At 42.6% G+C, this 14,630-nt stretch carries 10 protein-coding genes and 1 pseudogene; 7 read left to right on the top strand and 4 right to left on the bottom strand.

Annotated elements, in window-relative coordinates:
• Positions 1-639, bottom strand: a pseudogene (locus IQ236_RS25880) (hypothetical protein); the annotation flags it as partial.
• A gap of 108 nt (positions 640-747) precedes the next feature.
• On the opposite strand from IQ236_RS25880, the gene IQ236_RS25875 reads away from it, so the two are divergent.
• Together IQ236_RS25875 and ppc are read left to right on the top strand one after the other, a co-directional pair.
• Positions 748-939 carry a hypothetical protein gene (locus IQ236_RS25875; protein WP_193871941.1) on the top strand — a complete coding sequence of 64 codons (192 nt, stop codon included), beginning with the start codon at positions 748-750 and terminating at the stop codon, positions 937-939.
• A gap of 211 nt (positions 940-1,150) precedes the next feature.
• A complete protein-coding gene (ppc, locus tag IQ236_RS25870; RefSeq protein ID WP_193871940.1) occupies positions 1,151-4,255 on the top strand; it encodes a phosphoenolpyruvate carboxylase in 3,105 nt (1,034 codons plus the stop codon).
• Between the two features lie 216 nt (positions 4,256-4,471).
• Here ppc and cysH read toward each other — a convergent pair whose 3' ends face one another.
• Both cysH and IQ236_RS25860 read right to left on the bottom strand, forming a co-directional pair.
• Positions 4,472-5,356: a phosphoadenosine phosphosulfate reductase gene (gene cysH, locus IQ236_RS25865; protein ID WP_193871939.1), complete on the bottom strand. Its 885-nt coding sequence runs from the start codon at positions 5,354-5,356 to the stop codon at positions 4,472-4,474.
• 376 nt (positions 5,357-5,732) lie between these two features.
• Positions 5,733-6,101, bottom strand: coding sequence for a rhodanese-like domain-containing protein (locus IQ236_RS25860; RefSeq protein ID WP_072717591.1), 369 nt, complete (start codon positions 6,099-6,101; stop codon positions 5,733-5,735).
• A gap of 678 nt (positions 6,102-6,779) precedes the next feature.
• On the opposite strand from IQ236_RS25860, the gene IQ236_RS25855 reads away from it, so the two are divergent.
• The 5 genes from IQ236_RS25855 to IQ236_RS25835 all read left to right on the top strand — a co-directional run bounded on the left by IQ236_RS25855 (position 6,780) and on the right by IQ236_RS25835 (position 13,926).
• Complete coding sequence (locus IQ236_RS25855) at positions 6,780-7,934, top strand: DegT/DnrJ/EryC1/StrS family aminotransferase (RefSeq protein ID WP_193871938.1); 1,155 nt, start codon at positions 6,780-6,782, stop codon at positions 7,932-7,934.
• 119 nt (positions 7,935-8,053) lie between these two features.
• Entirely contained in the window at positions 8,054-8,917 is an 864-nt protein-coding gene (crtB, locus tag IQ236_RS25850) for a cyanoexosortase B (RefSeq protein ID WP_193871937.1), read from the top strand.
• Positions 8,918-9,146: 229 nt separating this feature from the next.
• The gene (locus tag IQ236_RS25845; RefSeq protein WP_193871936.1) at positions 9,147-9,890 is read left to right on the top strand and encodes a cyanoexosortase B system-associated protein; all 744 of its coding nucleotides are present in this window, start codon (positions 9,147-9,149) and stop codon (positions 9,888-9,890) included.
• A gap of 84 nt (positions 9,891-9,974) precedes the next feature.
• A complete protein-coding gene (locus IQ236_RS25840) occupies positions 9,975-11,546 on the top strand; it encodes a polysaccharide biosynthesis/export family protein (protein ID WP_228041869.1) in 1,572 nt (523 codons plus the stop codon).
• Between the two features lie 184 nt (positions 11,547-11,730).
• Positions 11,731-13,926 (top strand): GumC family protein, encoded by a 2,196-nt coding sequence (locus IQ236_RS25835; protein ID WP_193871934.1) that lies wholly within the window; start codon positions 11,731-11,733, stop codon positions 13,924-13,926.
• Between the two features lie 113 nt (positions 13,927-14,039).
• Here IQ236_RS25835 and IQ236_RS25830 read toward each other — a convergent pair whose 3' ends face one another.
• Entirely contained in the window at positions 14,040-14,507 is a 468-nt protein-coding gene (locus tag IQ236_RS25830; RefSeq protein ID WP_193871933.1) for a hypothetical protein, read from the bottom strand.
• Positions 14,508-14,630: the final 123 nt, after the last annotated feature.

The raw sequence follows: 14,630 nt of genomic DNA, 5'->3' as shown, positions 1-14,630 counted from the left end.
CTCTTCCCCAACTTCCAACTCCCCAGATATTGCACTGAAGGCAAGACCATCATCTGCAAGTAAGGAAAAAGGTAAGGTTTCTGGTTCAGTCGGATATTGCTCACAGGGTTGAATTTCTAAATCGGGTTCCGGTATTGGTTCAGGTTCGGGTTCAGGTTCCGGTTGAGGAAAGGGGTGAATCGTTGAAGGGGGCAGTGTTTCCTCTAGTTTAGGGCGTCTGAAAAAGCGGGTAATTTTTTCTAAGGGGTTGTGTCCCGGCTCAGGAACAGGCTGTGGATGTTCTTCTACAGGGACGCTTTCACTCAAATTGCCAGACGCCTGAAATTGTAATTCTGTGTATTCGAGTTTAACGGTCCAATCCGGTCGTTTGGCACCAATACTCCGCCCCGATAAAAAGATTTTATAGATGGGTTGATTGGGGGGAAGTAAAGCCGTTAACTTAGTGTGGGTTAAAGTTTGTGAAAGGTGAGATGTTACAATTTTTTCATCAGGACTAACAACAGATTCACACAAAATATGTAAATGATTGCCCCGCAAACGGATTTGAACCTGCACATCCGCAAGTCCAATCGCTTGTTCTGCCCATTGGGTTAAAGCTAAACCCTCCACCGTTGAAACGGTTTTGTTGACTTTCAACACGACTCCCTGCCCTTGCCAAACCGTCTTGTTTCGACTACAATTTTGACATAATTCGCCAAAGGTTTGGAATCAAGATACACCAAGCAATCCCCCCAAACAGATCAACCCATGCCTAAAAGTGCGTCCAGCATTACTGTTCCTCAAAACTGGTTATTAAGTTTAGCCACCTCCCCCCTATTAATCACGGTATTAGGAACAAAAGCTCTCCATGAGATGCTACTCAATCTCAGTTCTAATAGTGAAGAAATTTTCCGAGGCACTCGCCTTCCTGTTCTCCATTTTCCCCCATCAGAGGAATAAACCCCCCAACGGTCGAGGAAAGAGAAATCCTGTACTTCTGGCTCCCTACTCTATACTTAGCTGTTGAATAGCCCTCAACCCCCTGTTGATGTCAAGAAATGATTAAATTTACCTTAAAGGGTCATGGATTTGACTGTAATATTCCGTGTTTTGGGAGAAATTAAGCCATACAATAAATTGGATATTCTTGCCACACACCAAACAGACCATTATGAGTTCACTGCTCCAATCCTCCGAACAGGTTCCAAACACGGTCGTTTCATCAAACCCACCCACTACCACGTCGGATTTGTTTTTGCGGAATCGTCTTAAAATTATCGAAGATGTCTGGGAGTCCGTTCTCCGCCAAGAATGCGGTCAACAACTGGTGGACTTGCTCCATCAGTTGGCATCTATGACTTCACCCGAAGGACAAGCCGCAGAGTTTCAAGGATCAGACGTCCTGAAATTAATTGAACAGCTTGATATTAACCAAGCTATTCGCGCTGCGCGAGGGTTTGCATTATATTTTCAACTGATCAATATTGTTGAGCAACATTATGAACAACGGGAACAACAACTAGCTTATTCCCAGGGAAAAGGGAAAGGAAAACTAGCGATTTCCCCGGTTAAATCAATGTCTACTTTTGAATCTCGGAATCAACGGTTTTCCGATGAAGAAGAAAGCCCAATTCCCGGAGCTAATGTCACCAACTACACCGAACAAGATCGGGAGTTAGCAACATTCCATTCTCTGTTTCCCATGCTGCGACAGTTGAATGTTCCCGCTCAAAAAATCCAACGGTTATTAGATCAACTTGATGTTCGTATGGTGTTTACGGCGCACCCCACGGAAATTGTTCGCCATACCATCCGCACCAAACAGCGTCGGATTGCCACTATTTTAGAACAATTAGATCAAGTTGATGAAAGCTTTGACGGATTAAGAAATGAAGAATTAGGAGAATCTTCCATTTTCTCGGAATGGACAGAAGAACTCCATGAAAAATTAACCGAAGAAATTCGGTTATGGTGGCGAACAGACGAACTTCATCAATTTAAACCAACGGTTCTCGATGAGGTAGACTATTCCCTACACTATTTCCAGGAAGTTATATTTGATATCATTCCCCAACTCTATAAGCGTTTAAAACACGCTCTGCACGTTTCTTTCCCCTATCTGAAATTACCTAAATATGACTTCTGTAAATTTGGGTCATGGGTGGGTGCAGACCGAGATGGAAACCCATCGGTAACACCGGAAGTCACCTGGAAAACAGCTTGTTATCAACGTCATGTTGTCCTAGAAAAATATATTGAAGCCGTTAAACGCCTCAGTCGGGTACTCAGTTTATCGTTACATTGGAGTGATGTTCTTCCTGAATTATTGGAATCTTTAGATCGAGATCAAGGTCAATTACCGGACATCTATGATCAAACGGCAATTCGCTATCGTCAAGAACCCTATCGTTTAAAACTATCTTATGTTCAAAAACGATTAGAAAATACTCGCGATCGCAATTGGCAAATGTACAACAATGCTGAGTTGTCTCGCATTCGAGAACGTTTAATTCCTGACCATGAAGCCAGTAAATTGTACCGCTCCGATGAAGATTTCTTAGGGGAATTAAAACTGATTCAACGCAACTTGGAAGAAACGGGGATGACCTGTCAAGAATTAGAAAATCTCATCTGTCAGGTGGAGGTGTTTGGATTTAGTTTAGCTCGGCTGGATATGCGTCAGGAATCTTCTGTTCATTCCAGTGCTCTCAACGAAATTATTAGTTATCTGCAATTGTTACCCCAATCTTACAACGATCTTTGCGAAGCAGAACGATGTCATTGGTTAGCCTCCGAACTCCAAACTCGCCGCCCTTTAATTCCGGCGGAATTACCCTTTTCTGAAAAAACCTGCGAAACTATCAACACCTTTAGAGTCATGCGGGAGTTACAGCAGGAGTTTGGACCCCAAATTTGCCAAACCTATATTATTAGTATGAGCAATGAAGCCAGTGATTTACTGGAAGTGTTGCTATTAGCAAAAGAAGCGGGACTGTATGACCCGGCGACGGGGATAGGAAATGTGATGGTGGTGCCCTTGTTTGAAACGGTAGAAGACCTCAAACGCGCCCCCCGTGTGATGACGACTTTGTTTGAGTTACCGTTATATCGGGCGATGTTAGGGGGAGGTTATGAAAAATATCAACTGGTGCAGAATGATCCTGACCAATCTTTACAAGAGATTATGTTAGGCTATTCCGATAGTAATAAAGACTCAGGTTTTTTAAGTAGTAACTGGGAAATTCATAAAGCCCAAAAAGCCTTACAAAAGGTTTCTGAATCTTATAAAGTCGGTCTTCGCATCTTTCACGGACGGGGGGGCTCTGTCGGTCGAGGTGGTGGCCCAGCTTATAAAGCGGTTTTAGCCCAACCGGGTAAAAGTATTAACGGGCGGATTAAAATTACCGAACAGGGGGAAGTTCTCGCGTCCAAATATTCCCTCTCTCAGTTGGCTTTATTTAATTTGGAAAGTGTGACAACGGCGGCAATTCAAGCTAGTTTGCTCCATAACGGCTTTGATGAAATTGATCCTTGGAATCAAATTATGGAAGAGTTGGCAACCCGCTCTCGCAGCCACTATCGGGGGTTAATTTATGAACAACCTGATTTAGTGGAATTTTTTCATCAAGTCACCCCCATTCAAGAAATTAGCCAACTACAAATTAGTTCCCGTCCCGCCCGCCGCAGTGGCGATAAAAAGAAAGATATTTCGGGTTTACGGGCTATTCCTTGGGTGTTTAGTTGGACACAAAGCCGCTTTTTATTACCCTCTTGGTATGGGGTGGGAACGGCTTTACAGGAATTTATTCACGAAGAACCCCAAGAAAATCTTAAACTGTTGCGGTATTTCTATGTGAAATGGCCGTTTTTTAAAGTGATGATTTCTAAAGTGGAAATGACCTTAGCCAAGGTTGACATCGAAATTGCCCATCACTATGTCCGGGAGTTAAGTCATGCTGATGATAAAGAACGGTTTGAGATTTTATTCCAACAAATTGCAGAGGAATACCATCTGACAACGCAATTAGTTCAACAAATTACAGGACACCAACGACTTTTAGATGATGATCCCGTCTTACAACGTTCCGTGCAGTTACGCAATGCCACTATTATTCCTTTAGGTTTATTGCAAGTTGCCTTATTAAAACGGTTACGTCAACATGGAAAATCCGTCGCTTCCGGTGTCGTTCATTCCCGTTATAGCAAAGGAGAATTACTCCGAGGAGCACTATTAACCATTAACGGAATTGCGGCGGGAATGCGAAATACAGGCTAATTTCAGTTATCAGTTATCAGTTATCAGTTATCAGTTATCAGTTATCAGTTATCAGTTATTAGTTATTAGTTATTAGTTATTAGTTATTAGTTATTAGTTATTAGTTATTAGTTATTAGTTATTAGTTATTAGTAGAGAGTCTATCTTTAATCAAAAAAGAAGAGTAAAAAAATCCCCCAGCATTAATTCCGGGGGATAGGGGGAAAAGACTTGATATTATAAATAACTGGAATCCAAACTTTTTGCTTCTTCTTCGGTTTGGGGTAAATGTAAACCACATTCTTGCTTCAAACCTCGGAAACGAGTATCCCGTTCATTTTCATCCGTTGCCATTAACGGACGACTGGAATGCCAATCTCCAACGGTGGTATATCCGAGATCAAAATAGGGATGGTAAGGTAAATTGTAGGTAGTTAAATATTGATAAATATCCCTAGAATTCCAGGACAGAATCGGATGAACTTTGTAACGTCCCGATTGTTGAGCGACTCGATTTAAGGTTTTCCGATGACTGGTTTGATCTGCCCGTAATCCGGCTAACCAAGCCGTTGCTTTTAATTCCTTTAAAGCTCGTTGCATCGGTTCAACTTTACGAATTTTATCGTAATAATTTAAGGCTTCAACATCATTTTTTTCCCATAATCTCCCCTGTAAGGCTTCCATTCGGGCTGGACTGATGGGAGATTGATAAACTTTTAAATTCAGGTTGAGGCGTTGTGTTAACTCTTCAGCAAAAATATAAGTTTCTGTCGGTAAATAACCGGTATCAACCCAAATAACCGGAATATTAGGAACAACACGAGTCACCAGATGCAGCATCACAGCCGCTTGAATTCCAAAGCTGGTACTCATGACCAAACCCTCCCCAAAGGCTTCGGCCGCCCACTTAACAATCGTAAGGGCATCCGCATCAGCCAATTGCTGATTCACAGCATCTAAATCGAGTTCGAGTGGTTGAATGACTTGAACTGCCTTATGGTCTGAGGATTGATCCCGATGATCACGCTGCTGTTGGGAAGGGGTGTGACCGTTGGCAACGGAAGAAGAAATAGAGCTAAGATTCCCGTTACCATTGGGATCGATCAGATTCAATTGCGGCATAGTTTTCCTAGTTTCCCTTGTTATCGATATTGACTGTAACCGAGGAAGGGCCTTGGGGGTTGGCTTAACACCGGACGAACTGGGTTAGTCGCTTTCTAACCCCTTGCAACACAACTTAAGCTAACCAGACCCTTATAGTTCCGATTTTGTGGGTTCTATGCTAGATTTTACCACAACAACTCAGCCTAAAGTTTTGCCCTCTGGGAGCGACATCTCTCCAATAATACCCCGCAGTTAAAAATTTCAAGATTTAAACAATCAGAAAATAAATAAATAAAGATATAATTATTGTTAGCTTAAATCAATTTGTTGTTGGGCTTTAGTCCCCAGATTTAGAGGATTAAAGCCCAGCAATAAACTGATTTTTTCAGGATCATTAAACAACGGCACTAATCGCTTCTACCGGATAACCAACAGCTTGCCATGCGGCTAAACCTCCGATGATCTCAGCTACTTTTTTAAATCCAACTTCACGCAGTTTCGTAGCTGCTTCAGCCGTTTGTTCATCGCTTTCACCATAAATGTAAATATCACGATTTAGTTCTAAATGTGATAAAATCTGTTCAGCAAGATTCTCAAAGGGCGTATGAATTGCACCTTGAATATGGCAATGATTGAAGCTATTTAAGTCGCGGACATCAATAATCGTTAAAGCGGGTTCACCCCAATCCAGACGGGTTTTGAGGTCATAAACGCGAGATTTTGCGGTTAAGGGAGGAGGTGTAGGAATGAATCGAGAAAACATAATTAAATATCCGTTAGATTTGCTGACAAGAGACATCGAATGTAACAGATTATTGCTTATTTAATTAAGTTTTGTTACCATCCTCTTGACAGATTTGTTCAGATAAATTCCTATTCCTTCTGACTGTTGAATCATAGATGAGGGGATAAGGGGACAAGGGGAAGGGAGGATGAAGGGGAGTGTCCTTGCTCTGTAACAATCAACGGCCAACAGCCAGAACCCTAAATTATCAAGAAATTGGGTTTAAACCCCCTAACTTCTAGTTAGGCTTTTTATTGGGTTGTCAATTAAGATCCGATACTGTTACCATAACGATAACAGGAAAGGTAATAAACCTGTATAAAAACCTAGTTGCCTAACGGTAAATACTGAACCTTGACAATTGAATCTATAGGGTTCTACTGCATAGTTTTAGCTTCTCCCCAGCAGTGGGTAAAAGATTCGTGGGAGCTAGACAACCAGTTTTTGAAACTAATATCATTGTTTCAATTAAAAAAGAACTCGCTGTAATGCGAATAGGGTAGGGCATACCCGAATTTACGCTTGGGGAGAATCCCACCTCTGATCAAGGCACTGCAAGGTACTTTGATGAAGTGGTTTCGACGAACCAAGAATCCTCACGCCTTCAGGCTGAGGAGTGTCAAGCTGGTGTTGCCCATATATGCTCATGATTGATGTATGACTAGCACCCTAACTTCTGTTCCCTTTGTGGATTTGAGTTTTATTCACGATCCCTTGAAACCTGAAATTCAAGCGGCGATCCAGGCTGTAATAGATAAGGGGGACTTTGTTTTAGGTCACGATGTGGCAGAATTTGAAATTGCTTTTGCTCAGGCTTGTGGGGTTCAGTATGGGGTGGGAGTCGCCTGTGGAACAGATGCGATCGCTCTAGGTTTACAAGCCTGCGGAATTCAACCGGGGGATGAAGTTCTAGTTCCGGCCAATACCTTTATTGCCACATTGATAGGAGTCTTACACGCAGGGGCCACTCCCATATTAGTCGATTGTGAACCCCATACGGCTTTAATTGATCTCAATCAAGCCGATAAATTTGTGACTTCAAAAACTAAGGCAATTATTCCAGTTCATCTCTATGGTCAGATGGTTTCTCCCCATCAACTGTTTGCTTTTGCCGCATCCCATAATTTAATTATTTTTGAAGATGCAGCCCAAGCCCATTTAGCAGAGCGGGAAAGTTATTGTGCGGGAAGTGTGGGGTTGGCGGCTGCTTTTAGTTTTTATCCCAGTAAAAATTTAGGGGGGTTTGGGGATGGCGGAATGGTGGTGACGCAAAATGAAACCGTTGCTCGAAATCTGCGGAGTTTACGGAATTATGGGGCTCCGCAAAAATATCTCCACACTGAACGAGGAACGAATAGCCGTCTTGATACGATACAAGCTGCGATTTTAAAAGTCAAGTTACCCCATTTAAATAGTTGGAATCGCGATCGCAATTTTGCTGCGGAAAAGTATGATGCGTCTCTTTTGTTACTCCGAGAAAAAGGGATTATTCCGATTGAAAATCAAGGTGCAGATGGTCATGTTTATCATCTTTATGTGATTCGCGTAACGGAAGATTGTGCCATTAATCGCGATACTTTGCAAAACAAACTGACTGAACAGGGAATACAAGTTGGCATCCATTATCCCATTCCTTGCCATCTCCAACCCGCTTATCAAAATTTAGGCTACAAGGAAGGAGATTTCCCCCAAACTGAAAAACTGAGTCAACAAATTTTATCTTTACCGATGTATCCAGGGTTAACCACAAACCAAATTAATCACGTGCTCACAGTAATCAGTTATCAGTTATCAGTAATCAGTTATCAGTGAAGAGTTAGCAGTCAATGATTTTTGACTGAAAACTATAAGCCATAAACTCCAGGTTAAAAACTGGTACAGACGCGCCATGGCGCGTCTGTACACTGTTAACTGATAACTGATTACTGATTATGCACTTCAACCGTAAACTGACTATCGCTATTGAACAATCTCTGTTAGATTGGGTTATTGTTGTTTTGATGGTGTTGTTGTATGCACCGCTTTTAATTCATTGGTATGATGGCTGGCTTAATAAGAATATTGGGATTGAGCATGAATATTTTAGTCATGGTTTAATTGGTTTGCCCTTTGCCGCTTATATTGTATGGACAAAACGGCATCAGTGGAAACAGTTACCGAATACTAGCCATCCTTTAGGAATGATGCTCATCTTGCTGGCCAGTCTTTTTTATGGGAGTGGTTTAGCCGACTTAGTTAATCTTTCCTTTCCTTTGATGTTAGCAGGACTTTGCCTGCAATTTAAAGGAATACCGGGTTTAAAATTACAGGGAATTGCATTAGTTTTTGTGTTGTTAGCAACGCCTAGTCATTTACCTTTTTTAATCGAACCTTTAGCCTTACCTTTGCAGAAGTTTATTGCTCATGTTGCTGGTTTTATTCTCACGCAGTTTAATTTAGATGTGAGGGTGGAACAGATTTATCTGTTTGTTAATGGTCAAGTTGTGGAGGTTGCTCCCCATTGTGCGGGGTTAAAGATGTTGTTTACTAGCCTTTATGTGGGGTTAATGTTACTGTATTGGACGGGACTTTTAGCATCCAGAAATCTCAGTATTTTTTTCTTATTGAGTGCAGCTTTAATTAGCGTTATTGCTAATATTATTCGGAATACTTTGTTAACCCTATTTCATGGAACGTCCCAAGATGGGTTATTCTCCTGGCTCCATGAAGGGTGGGGTGGAGATTTATATTCAGCCTGTATGCTAGGTTTATTAGTAGTATTAATTAATCGGTTATCAGTGTTCAGTGATCAGTAGAGACGTGCCAATAGCCTTACGGCATGGCTTCGCCCAGGCACGTCTCTACCAGTTATCAGTGCAAGAATTGGCTAATTCCTTAACTGTTAGCTATTAATTCTTAACTCTTAGTTCTTAACTGATGACTGATGACTGATGACTGATGACTGATCACTGTTAACTGTCAACTGTCAACTGATAACTGTTAACTGATAACTGTTAACTGATAACTGTTAACTGATAACTGATTATGCGACTATCTAAAGTTCTGATTGTGATTGTAATGACAGCATTGCTAATTGGCAGCGCACTTCCGGGTTATGTTAACCAGAAATGGTCATGGATTGATATGCCTCAACTCAAAAGTCTGCCCCAACTGCAAACCATTAGAAAAGAAGGTTTGGCCCTTTCAGGATGGCAAACCGTTAAAATTGAGTCGATCCAAATTGGAAATCAACAGTGGTTAAAACAGGAGGTAAAACGGGATGAGCAAACAGCAATTGTGTTGTTATTAACCCAAAATTATTATAAGGATCAACCTCAAGTGGAATGGATGGATTTAACTGGATTTCTAGGGTGGAAAACCGATGAAGAACAACGCTATCGCTTTTCGGTAAAATCCAATTCTGAGGACTTAGATCCCGTTGAAGTTGAAGTCAAATTTTTTAAAGCTTGGACTGCGACTCAAACCTATGCGGTAGCTCAGTGGTACGCTTGGCCCAACGGTGGACATCCAGCGCCGAGTCGTTGGTTTTGGGTAGATCGTTGGGCGCAACTCAGTCAAAATCGAGCTTCCTGGGTAGCCGTTTGTCTTTTGATACCGATTAAACCCCTCGGTAACATCCAAGACGTTTGGCCAGTGGCGACAAGTTTGGGTGAAAGTGTACAAGCTTCTTTTCAGTCATCGGTTATCAGTCATCAGTCATCAGTTAATACCGCAGTACAGACGCGCCATGGCGCGTCTGTACACCCCGCACTCTTGACGCACTCTTGATGCACTCCGCATATGAATCACCATAAAACGTCGGCTTCGGTGTTTCTCTCTAGTCTGTACTCCACGAGTTGGGTCATCTCTTTTATGACGTTATTGTGGGGATTTCCAGTCCAACAACAAGTTTTAGCCCAAACCGTTACCCTTCCAGAAAAATGCGTACTTCCCCAGGAAATACCCAGCCAACCTTATCCAGGGGGACAACTACGACCGCCAGTTTTTCCCCAGCCTACCTGGCCCCAACTCATCCAACTGTTTGAACAAGCCGGAAATCCAATTTTAGATCGCTCTGGGGCTATTCCACCGCCCATTGATAATAGCTTTTTCAAGCGTTTGAGCGAAAACCGAGGCGCAAATTATCGTCTAGGGCCAGGAGATCAATTGTATATTGATGTGTTTATTAATGGTCAACGGTCTAACGATTTAAGTGTTTCCACCACAACCGTTACCCCGGATGGTGCGATTCTATTACCTTTAATTGGGGCGATTCGAGTTCAGGATGCTACCCTAGAACAAGTGCAGTCAACCCTCGTCAATCGTTTAAATTCCTATGTAAAAAATCCCCAAGTCAATCTTTCCTTATTAACTCAGCGTCCTGTACGAGTCACCATCACCGGGGAAGTCGCTAGACCGGGGTTTTATCCATTGGCTAGTCCAGAACTCCCGGTTGCTTTAACGACCGCCCAGGGAACAACAACGGCGGCGGATTTGCGGATGGTTAAGATTCGTCGTGCTTTAGCTAACGGTCAGGTTGTGGAAACTGAAGTGGACTTGCTGACCCCGTTGTTATTGGGGGTAAGACCAGCAGACGTGTTACTCGAAGATGGCGATGTGATTATCGTCCCCTCCCAAGAAGTTCGAGCTTATCAAGGGCCAACCCGAAATATATTAGAAACCTATAGTTTAGCCGCAGCCCCAACAGCCGTCAACGTCACTATTGTTGGCGATGTGACTCGACCGGGATTTTATCAACTTCCCCCCGGAGGTGGACAACTGGCGACGGCGCTTCAAGCTTCCGGGGGAGCGAGAATTACATCGGATTTACGGTCCGTGTTGATTTGTCGAATCACCGTTGATGGTCGTTTAGTCGAAGATATTGTGGATTTGTATACTCCCATTAAGGAAGCAACCGCCTTACCGAATGTGTCCTTACAAAATGGTGATGTGATTATCATTCCCAAACTTAAACCCGATGAGAAGGAAGGTTACGATCAACGTTTGATAGCGACTTCAACCTTAGCCAGCCCTCAAATTCAGGTGAGGATTTTGAGTTATCCCATTAATGCAGTGGGCGCAGTGGTGTTACCCAATGGGAGCAGTTTTATTGACGCCTTGAATTCCGTTCCCTTGAATTTAGCAGACTTACAGGAAATTGCCTTAATTCGTTATGATCCCCAAACCGGAAAACCTACAAGACAACTGTTAAATGGTAAAAACGTATTAGCGGGTGATGCAACCGATAACGTTTTGTTACAAGATAATGACGTGATTGTTGTCAATCGTAACTTAGTAGCGCGGGTGAGTTATATTTTAACTAATTTCACACAACCTTTCCGCGATATTCTGGGATTTCTTCTATTTTTCCAACAGTTACAATCGGGGGTAGAAAATTTGTTTAGTCCCTCTGGTTCTAGTGGTGGTAATAGCACCAGAAAATAGTCTCTACTTGAAGAGGGAACGGGGAACAGGGAACAGGTAGGAAAAATCTTAATTAATTATGAATTACGAAATTGACTGATAACTGATCACTGTTAACTGATCACTGTCAACTGTCAACTGAGTACGGGCGGGGGAACCCCGCCCCTACAACTGATAACTGATAACTGATAACTGATAACTGATTATGACTTTACCCATTATTAAACGATATTTAATCGCCTTTGAACGTTATAAATTAGCAGGCTTTGCCACCTTTGTTGTGGCGCTAGGAATATCAGGAGCCGCTGCAATGTTAATGGAAACTCCTCCCACTCCTCCTTATAAAGCTACGGGTTTAATGATGGGTCAAAGTAGTCCCGTGATTTTTTCTAAGACGGGTGAAATTATTCAACAACAAGGACAACAATTAACTTCGGAAATGTTGCTTCCCAGGACTGTAGTAGAACCCCTTCTCAAGGAGTTTAATATTTCCCCCAATGACTTGAAAAAAAATTTAGCCATTAAACTAGAGCCAGCCGCTCCAGGAGGGAAAGATAGTCCAGGAACTCCGATGAAAATTACAGTTTCTTTTCAAGATTATCAGCGAGAACGAGCCGTGAAGTTTGTTAATACCCTGATGGAAAAGATCCACGAACAAAGCCGGATTATTAATACCCAACAATTAAATAGTATTATTACAGCAATTCAAGACCGATTAAAACCGTCTGAGGCGGAACTCAGAAAAGCAGAAAAAGAACTAGAAAATTATGATAAGCGTGAAGGCGCGACAATTTTAACCTTAGAAAGTGGCTCTTTACCTGGAGCTATTTTAACCAATGAACAGCAGCAAAAGGATATTAAATTACAATTAGAAGCCCTGAACGCTCAACTTGCTAGTGTAGAATCTCAACTCGGTTTAAACGTTGATCAAGCCTTTGTTTCCCAAGCCTTAGCCGCCGATCCAATAATTGCTCAACTCCGGGTTCAATTGTATGAAATTGAATCTCAATTAGCCGTTTTACGCAAAGATTATCGAGATCAACATCCAGTGGTAGCGGACTTGATAAAACGTCAGGAAGCCGCCGAACAACAGTTACAAGAACGGGCGGCTGAAGTGTTAGGAGGTGATGGAATAGCAGCGCCTTTGCGACAAGTTGATCAAATTCGGGTTGACTCCTCCCTCGACCCCACCCGTCAACAACTCGCTCAAAACTTGATAGCCCTTAAAACACAAAAAGAAACCCTAGAACAACAATTAAAAGCCACTATTAAAACTGGAGAAGATTTAAAGCAAAATTATGCTACAATTCCCAATAAACAAATGGAAAAACAACGGCTAGAACAGCAGGTGGCTTATAAAAAAGCGTTGTATGATCAAATGCAAGCTAAATTAGTAGATGCTCAAGCAGCTGAAGCCGAAACAACCAGTAGTTTAGCGATCGCCAAAGAAGCAGAAGCTCCCGACGTGGAAACCCCCAAAGGGACGAGTATGGCCTTAATTTTAGCAATGGGCGGACTTGGCGGTGTTCTAGGGGGTGCAGTGATTATTTTTGTCCTAGGAATGCTCAGTGGAAAATTCTATACTTGGGAAGAGATTCAGGGAGCATTTAAGGAGCGTGAGGTTCCCCTTTTAGGTGTGGTTCCAACGGTGTTTTTATATTCAGAAGAAGATCGTTTACCGTTACTATTGAAACCTCATTCTGCTTATCTGGAATTTTATGAAAAAATTCGCAGTAACCTACAACAAGTAGGGAATAAATCTCCCAAGGTTATTTTAATTACCAGCGTCGGAAGTTGCGAAGGAAAAACATTAACTGCTTATAATTTAGCGATCGCATCCGCTCGGAGTGGTAAACGCACCTTATTAATTGAAGCCGACTTCCGCTCCGTTTCTAAAAGTTCAAACTCCCTAGGATTAGCCCTTGATCCTCAAAGTTCCGTTGAACCCTTACAATATTATGGAGACTTATATCGTTGTATTCATCTTGTTCCCAATGTCAGTAACTTGTCAGTGATTCCCAGTCCAGGGCCAGTACGTCAACCTTCAACGATTCTCGAATCCAGTGAATTTCGACGGGTTTTGGAAGAAGTGCGCCATCGATTTGATTATGTAGTCATTGATAGTCCTTGTTTTAATAGTAGTAATGACGTTTTAACTTTGGAGCCTTACACCGATGGTATGGTGATGGTCGCTCGTCCTATTTATACAAGTTCGGGGTTGTTGGGGGAAGTGACGGATAAGTTAATGGATACCGAGGATGGAGAAACCAAAAAATATCGTCCGCGACTATTGGGGGCTATTGTCAATGGGGCTGATATTTATATTGACGACTCCGACGAACCCGAACAAACAACCAAAGACGAACCCCCCGTCCGGGCACTGACCGCGACACGGATATAGGGTGTACTCTTTGAAGGGTGGAGGGAAGCACCCAAGGTTGAATGTCCGGCACGTCTGGTAGAGGGAGGCACCAATAGCCTTACAGCATAGCGACCCCCAGGCGCGTCTCCACCTTAGCGACGTTGTGTTGGTAGAGACGTGCCATGGCGCGTCTCTACAGGTGGGGTTTGAAGGTTGAGATCAGTATAGGACGGTTGGGTGAGAATTGAAGTGTTATAGGGATTGATCAGATCGGGAGTCCGAATAATCGGATCATTGCTGACTTGGCGCAACATAGCTTCCCGATAGACTTGATTCACGAGTCTGGCATCATTAGTCATGACGGTTTCAGGGAAACCATTGATACCATTAGGCCAAGGGAAACTAATCCCCAAATAAGTAGACATCTGACCCAGCAAGGATTTGTTCTTAAACACATCTCCAGAAGTTCTGGAGGCGGCGCGCATAAAATCTTCCGCAAAGGGTTGATAGGTGGTGGGATAATCATTAAACATCGGTTCTGCTTTCACCGTCGAGGCAAACACCGTTGATGCGATCGCCCCAAAAACAGCGTAGCTTAAGGATTTCAATGGTTTAGTCATAAAAGTAGGATGGGAGTGTGGAAACTCAGCGTCTTCAGACCTGAGAGGAAACACGACTCAGGGGAATTTATTCCCCGTGAATATTGGATTGGGAACCGACAAAAATTGTTGTATTTGCCGATT

Origin of the sequence: Planktothrix mougeotii LEGE 06226 (assembly GCF_015207485.1) — a bacterium.
In the GTDB taxonomy this organism is placed as follows: Bacteria; Cyanobacteriota; Cyanobacteriia; order Cyanobacteriales; family Microcoleaceae; genus Planktothrix.
This window is presented reverse-complemented; position numbering and strand designations above follow the sequence as displayed.

Bases quoted from the DNA above. Each gene is read 5' to 3' on its own strand.
- IQ236_RS25875 (WP_193871941.1), top strand. From the start codon at position 748: ATGCCTAAAAGTGCGTCCAGCATTACTGTTCCTCAAAACTGGTTATTA.
- ppc (WP_193871940.1), top strand. From the start codon at position 1,151: ATGAGTTCACTGCTCCAATCCTCCGAACAGGTTCCAAACACGGTCGTT.
- cysH (WP_193871939.1), bottom strand. From the start codon at position 5,356: ATGCCGCAATTGAATCTGATCGATCCCAATGGTAACGGGAATCTTAGC.
- IQ236_RS25860 (WP_072717591.1), bottom strand. From the start codon at position 6,101: ATGTTTTCTCGATTCATTCCTACACCTCCTCCCTTAACCGCAAAATCT.
- IQ236_RS25855 (WP_193871938.1), top strand. From the start codon at position 6,780: ATGACTAGCACCCTAACTTCTGTTCCCTTTGTGGATTTGAGTTTTATT.
- crtB (WP_193871937.1), top strand. From the start codon at position 8,054: ATGCACTTCAACCGTAAACTGACTATCGCTATTGAACAATCTCTGTTA.
- IQ236_RS25845 (WP_193871936.1), top strand. From the start codon at position 9,147: ATGCGACTATCTAAAGTTCTGATTGTGATTGTAATGACAGCATTGCTA.
- IQ236_RS25840 (WP_228041869.1), top strand. From the start codon at position 9,975: ATGACGTTATTGTGGGGATTTCCAGTCCAACAACAAGTTTTAGCCCAA.
- IQ236_RS25835 (WP_193871934.1), top strand. From the start codon at position 11,731: ATGACTTTACCCATTATTAAACGATATTTAATCGCCTTTGAACGTTAT.
- IQ236_RS25830 (WP_193871933.1), bottom strand. From the start codon at position 14,507: ATGACTAAACCATTGAAATCCTTAAGCTACGCTGTTTTTGGGGCGATC.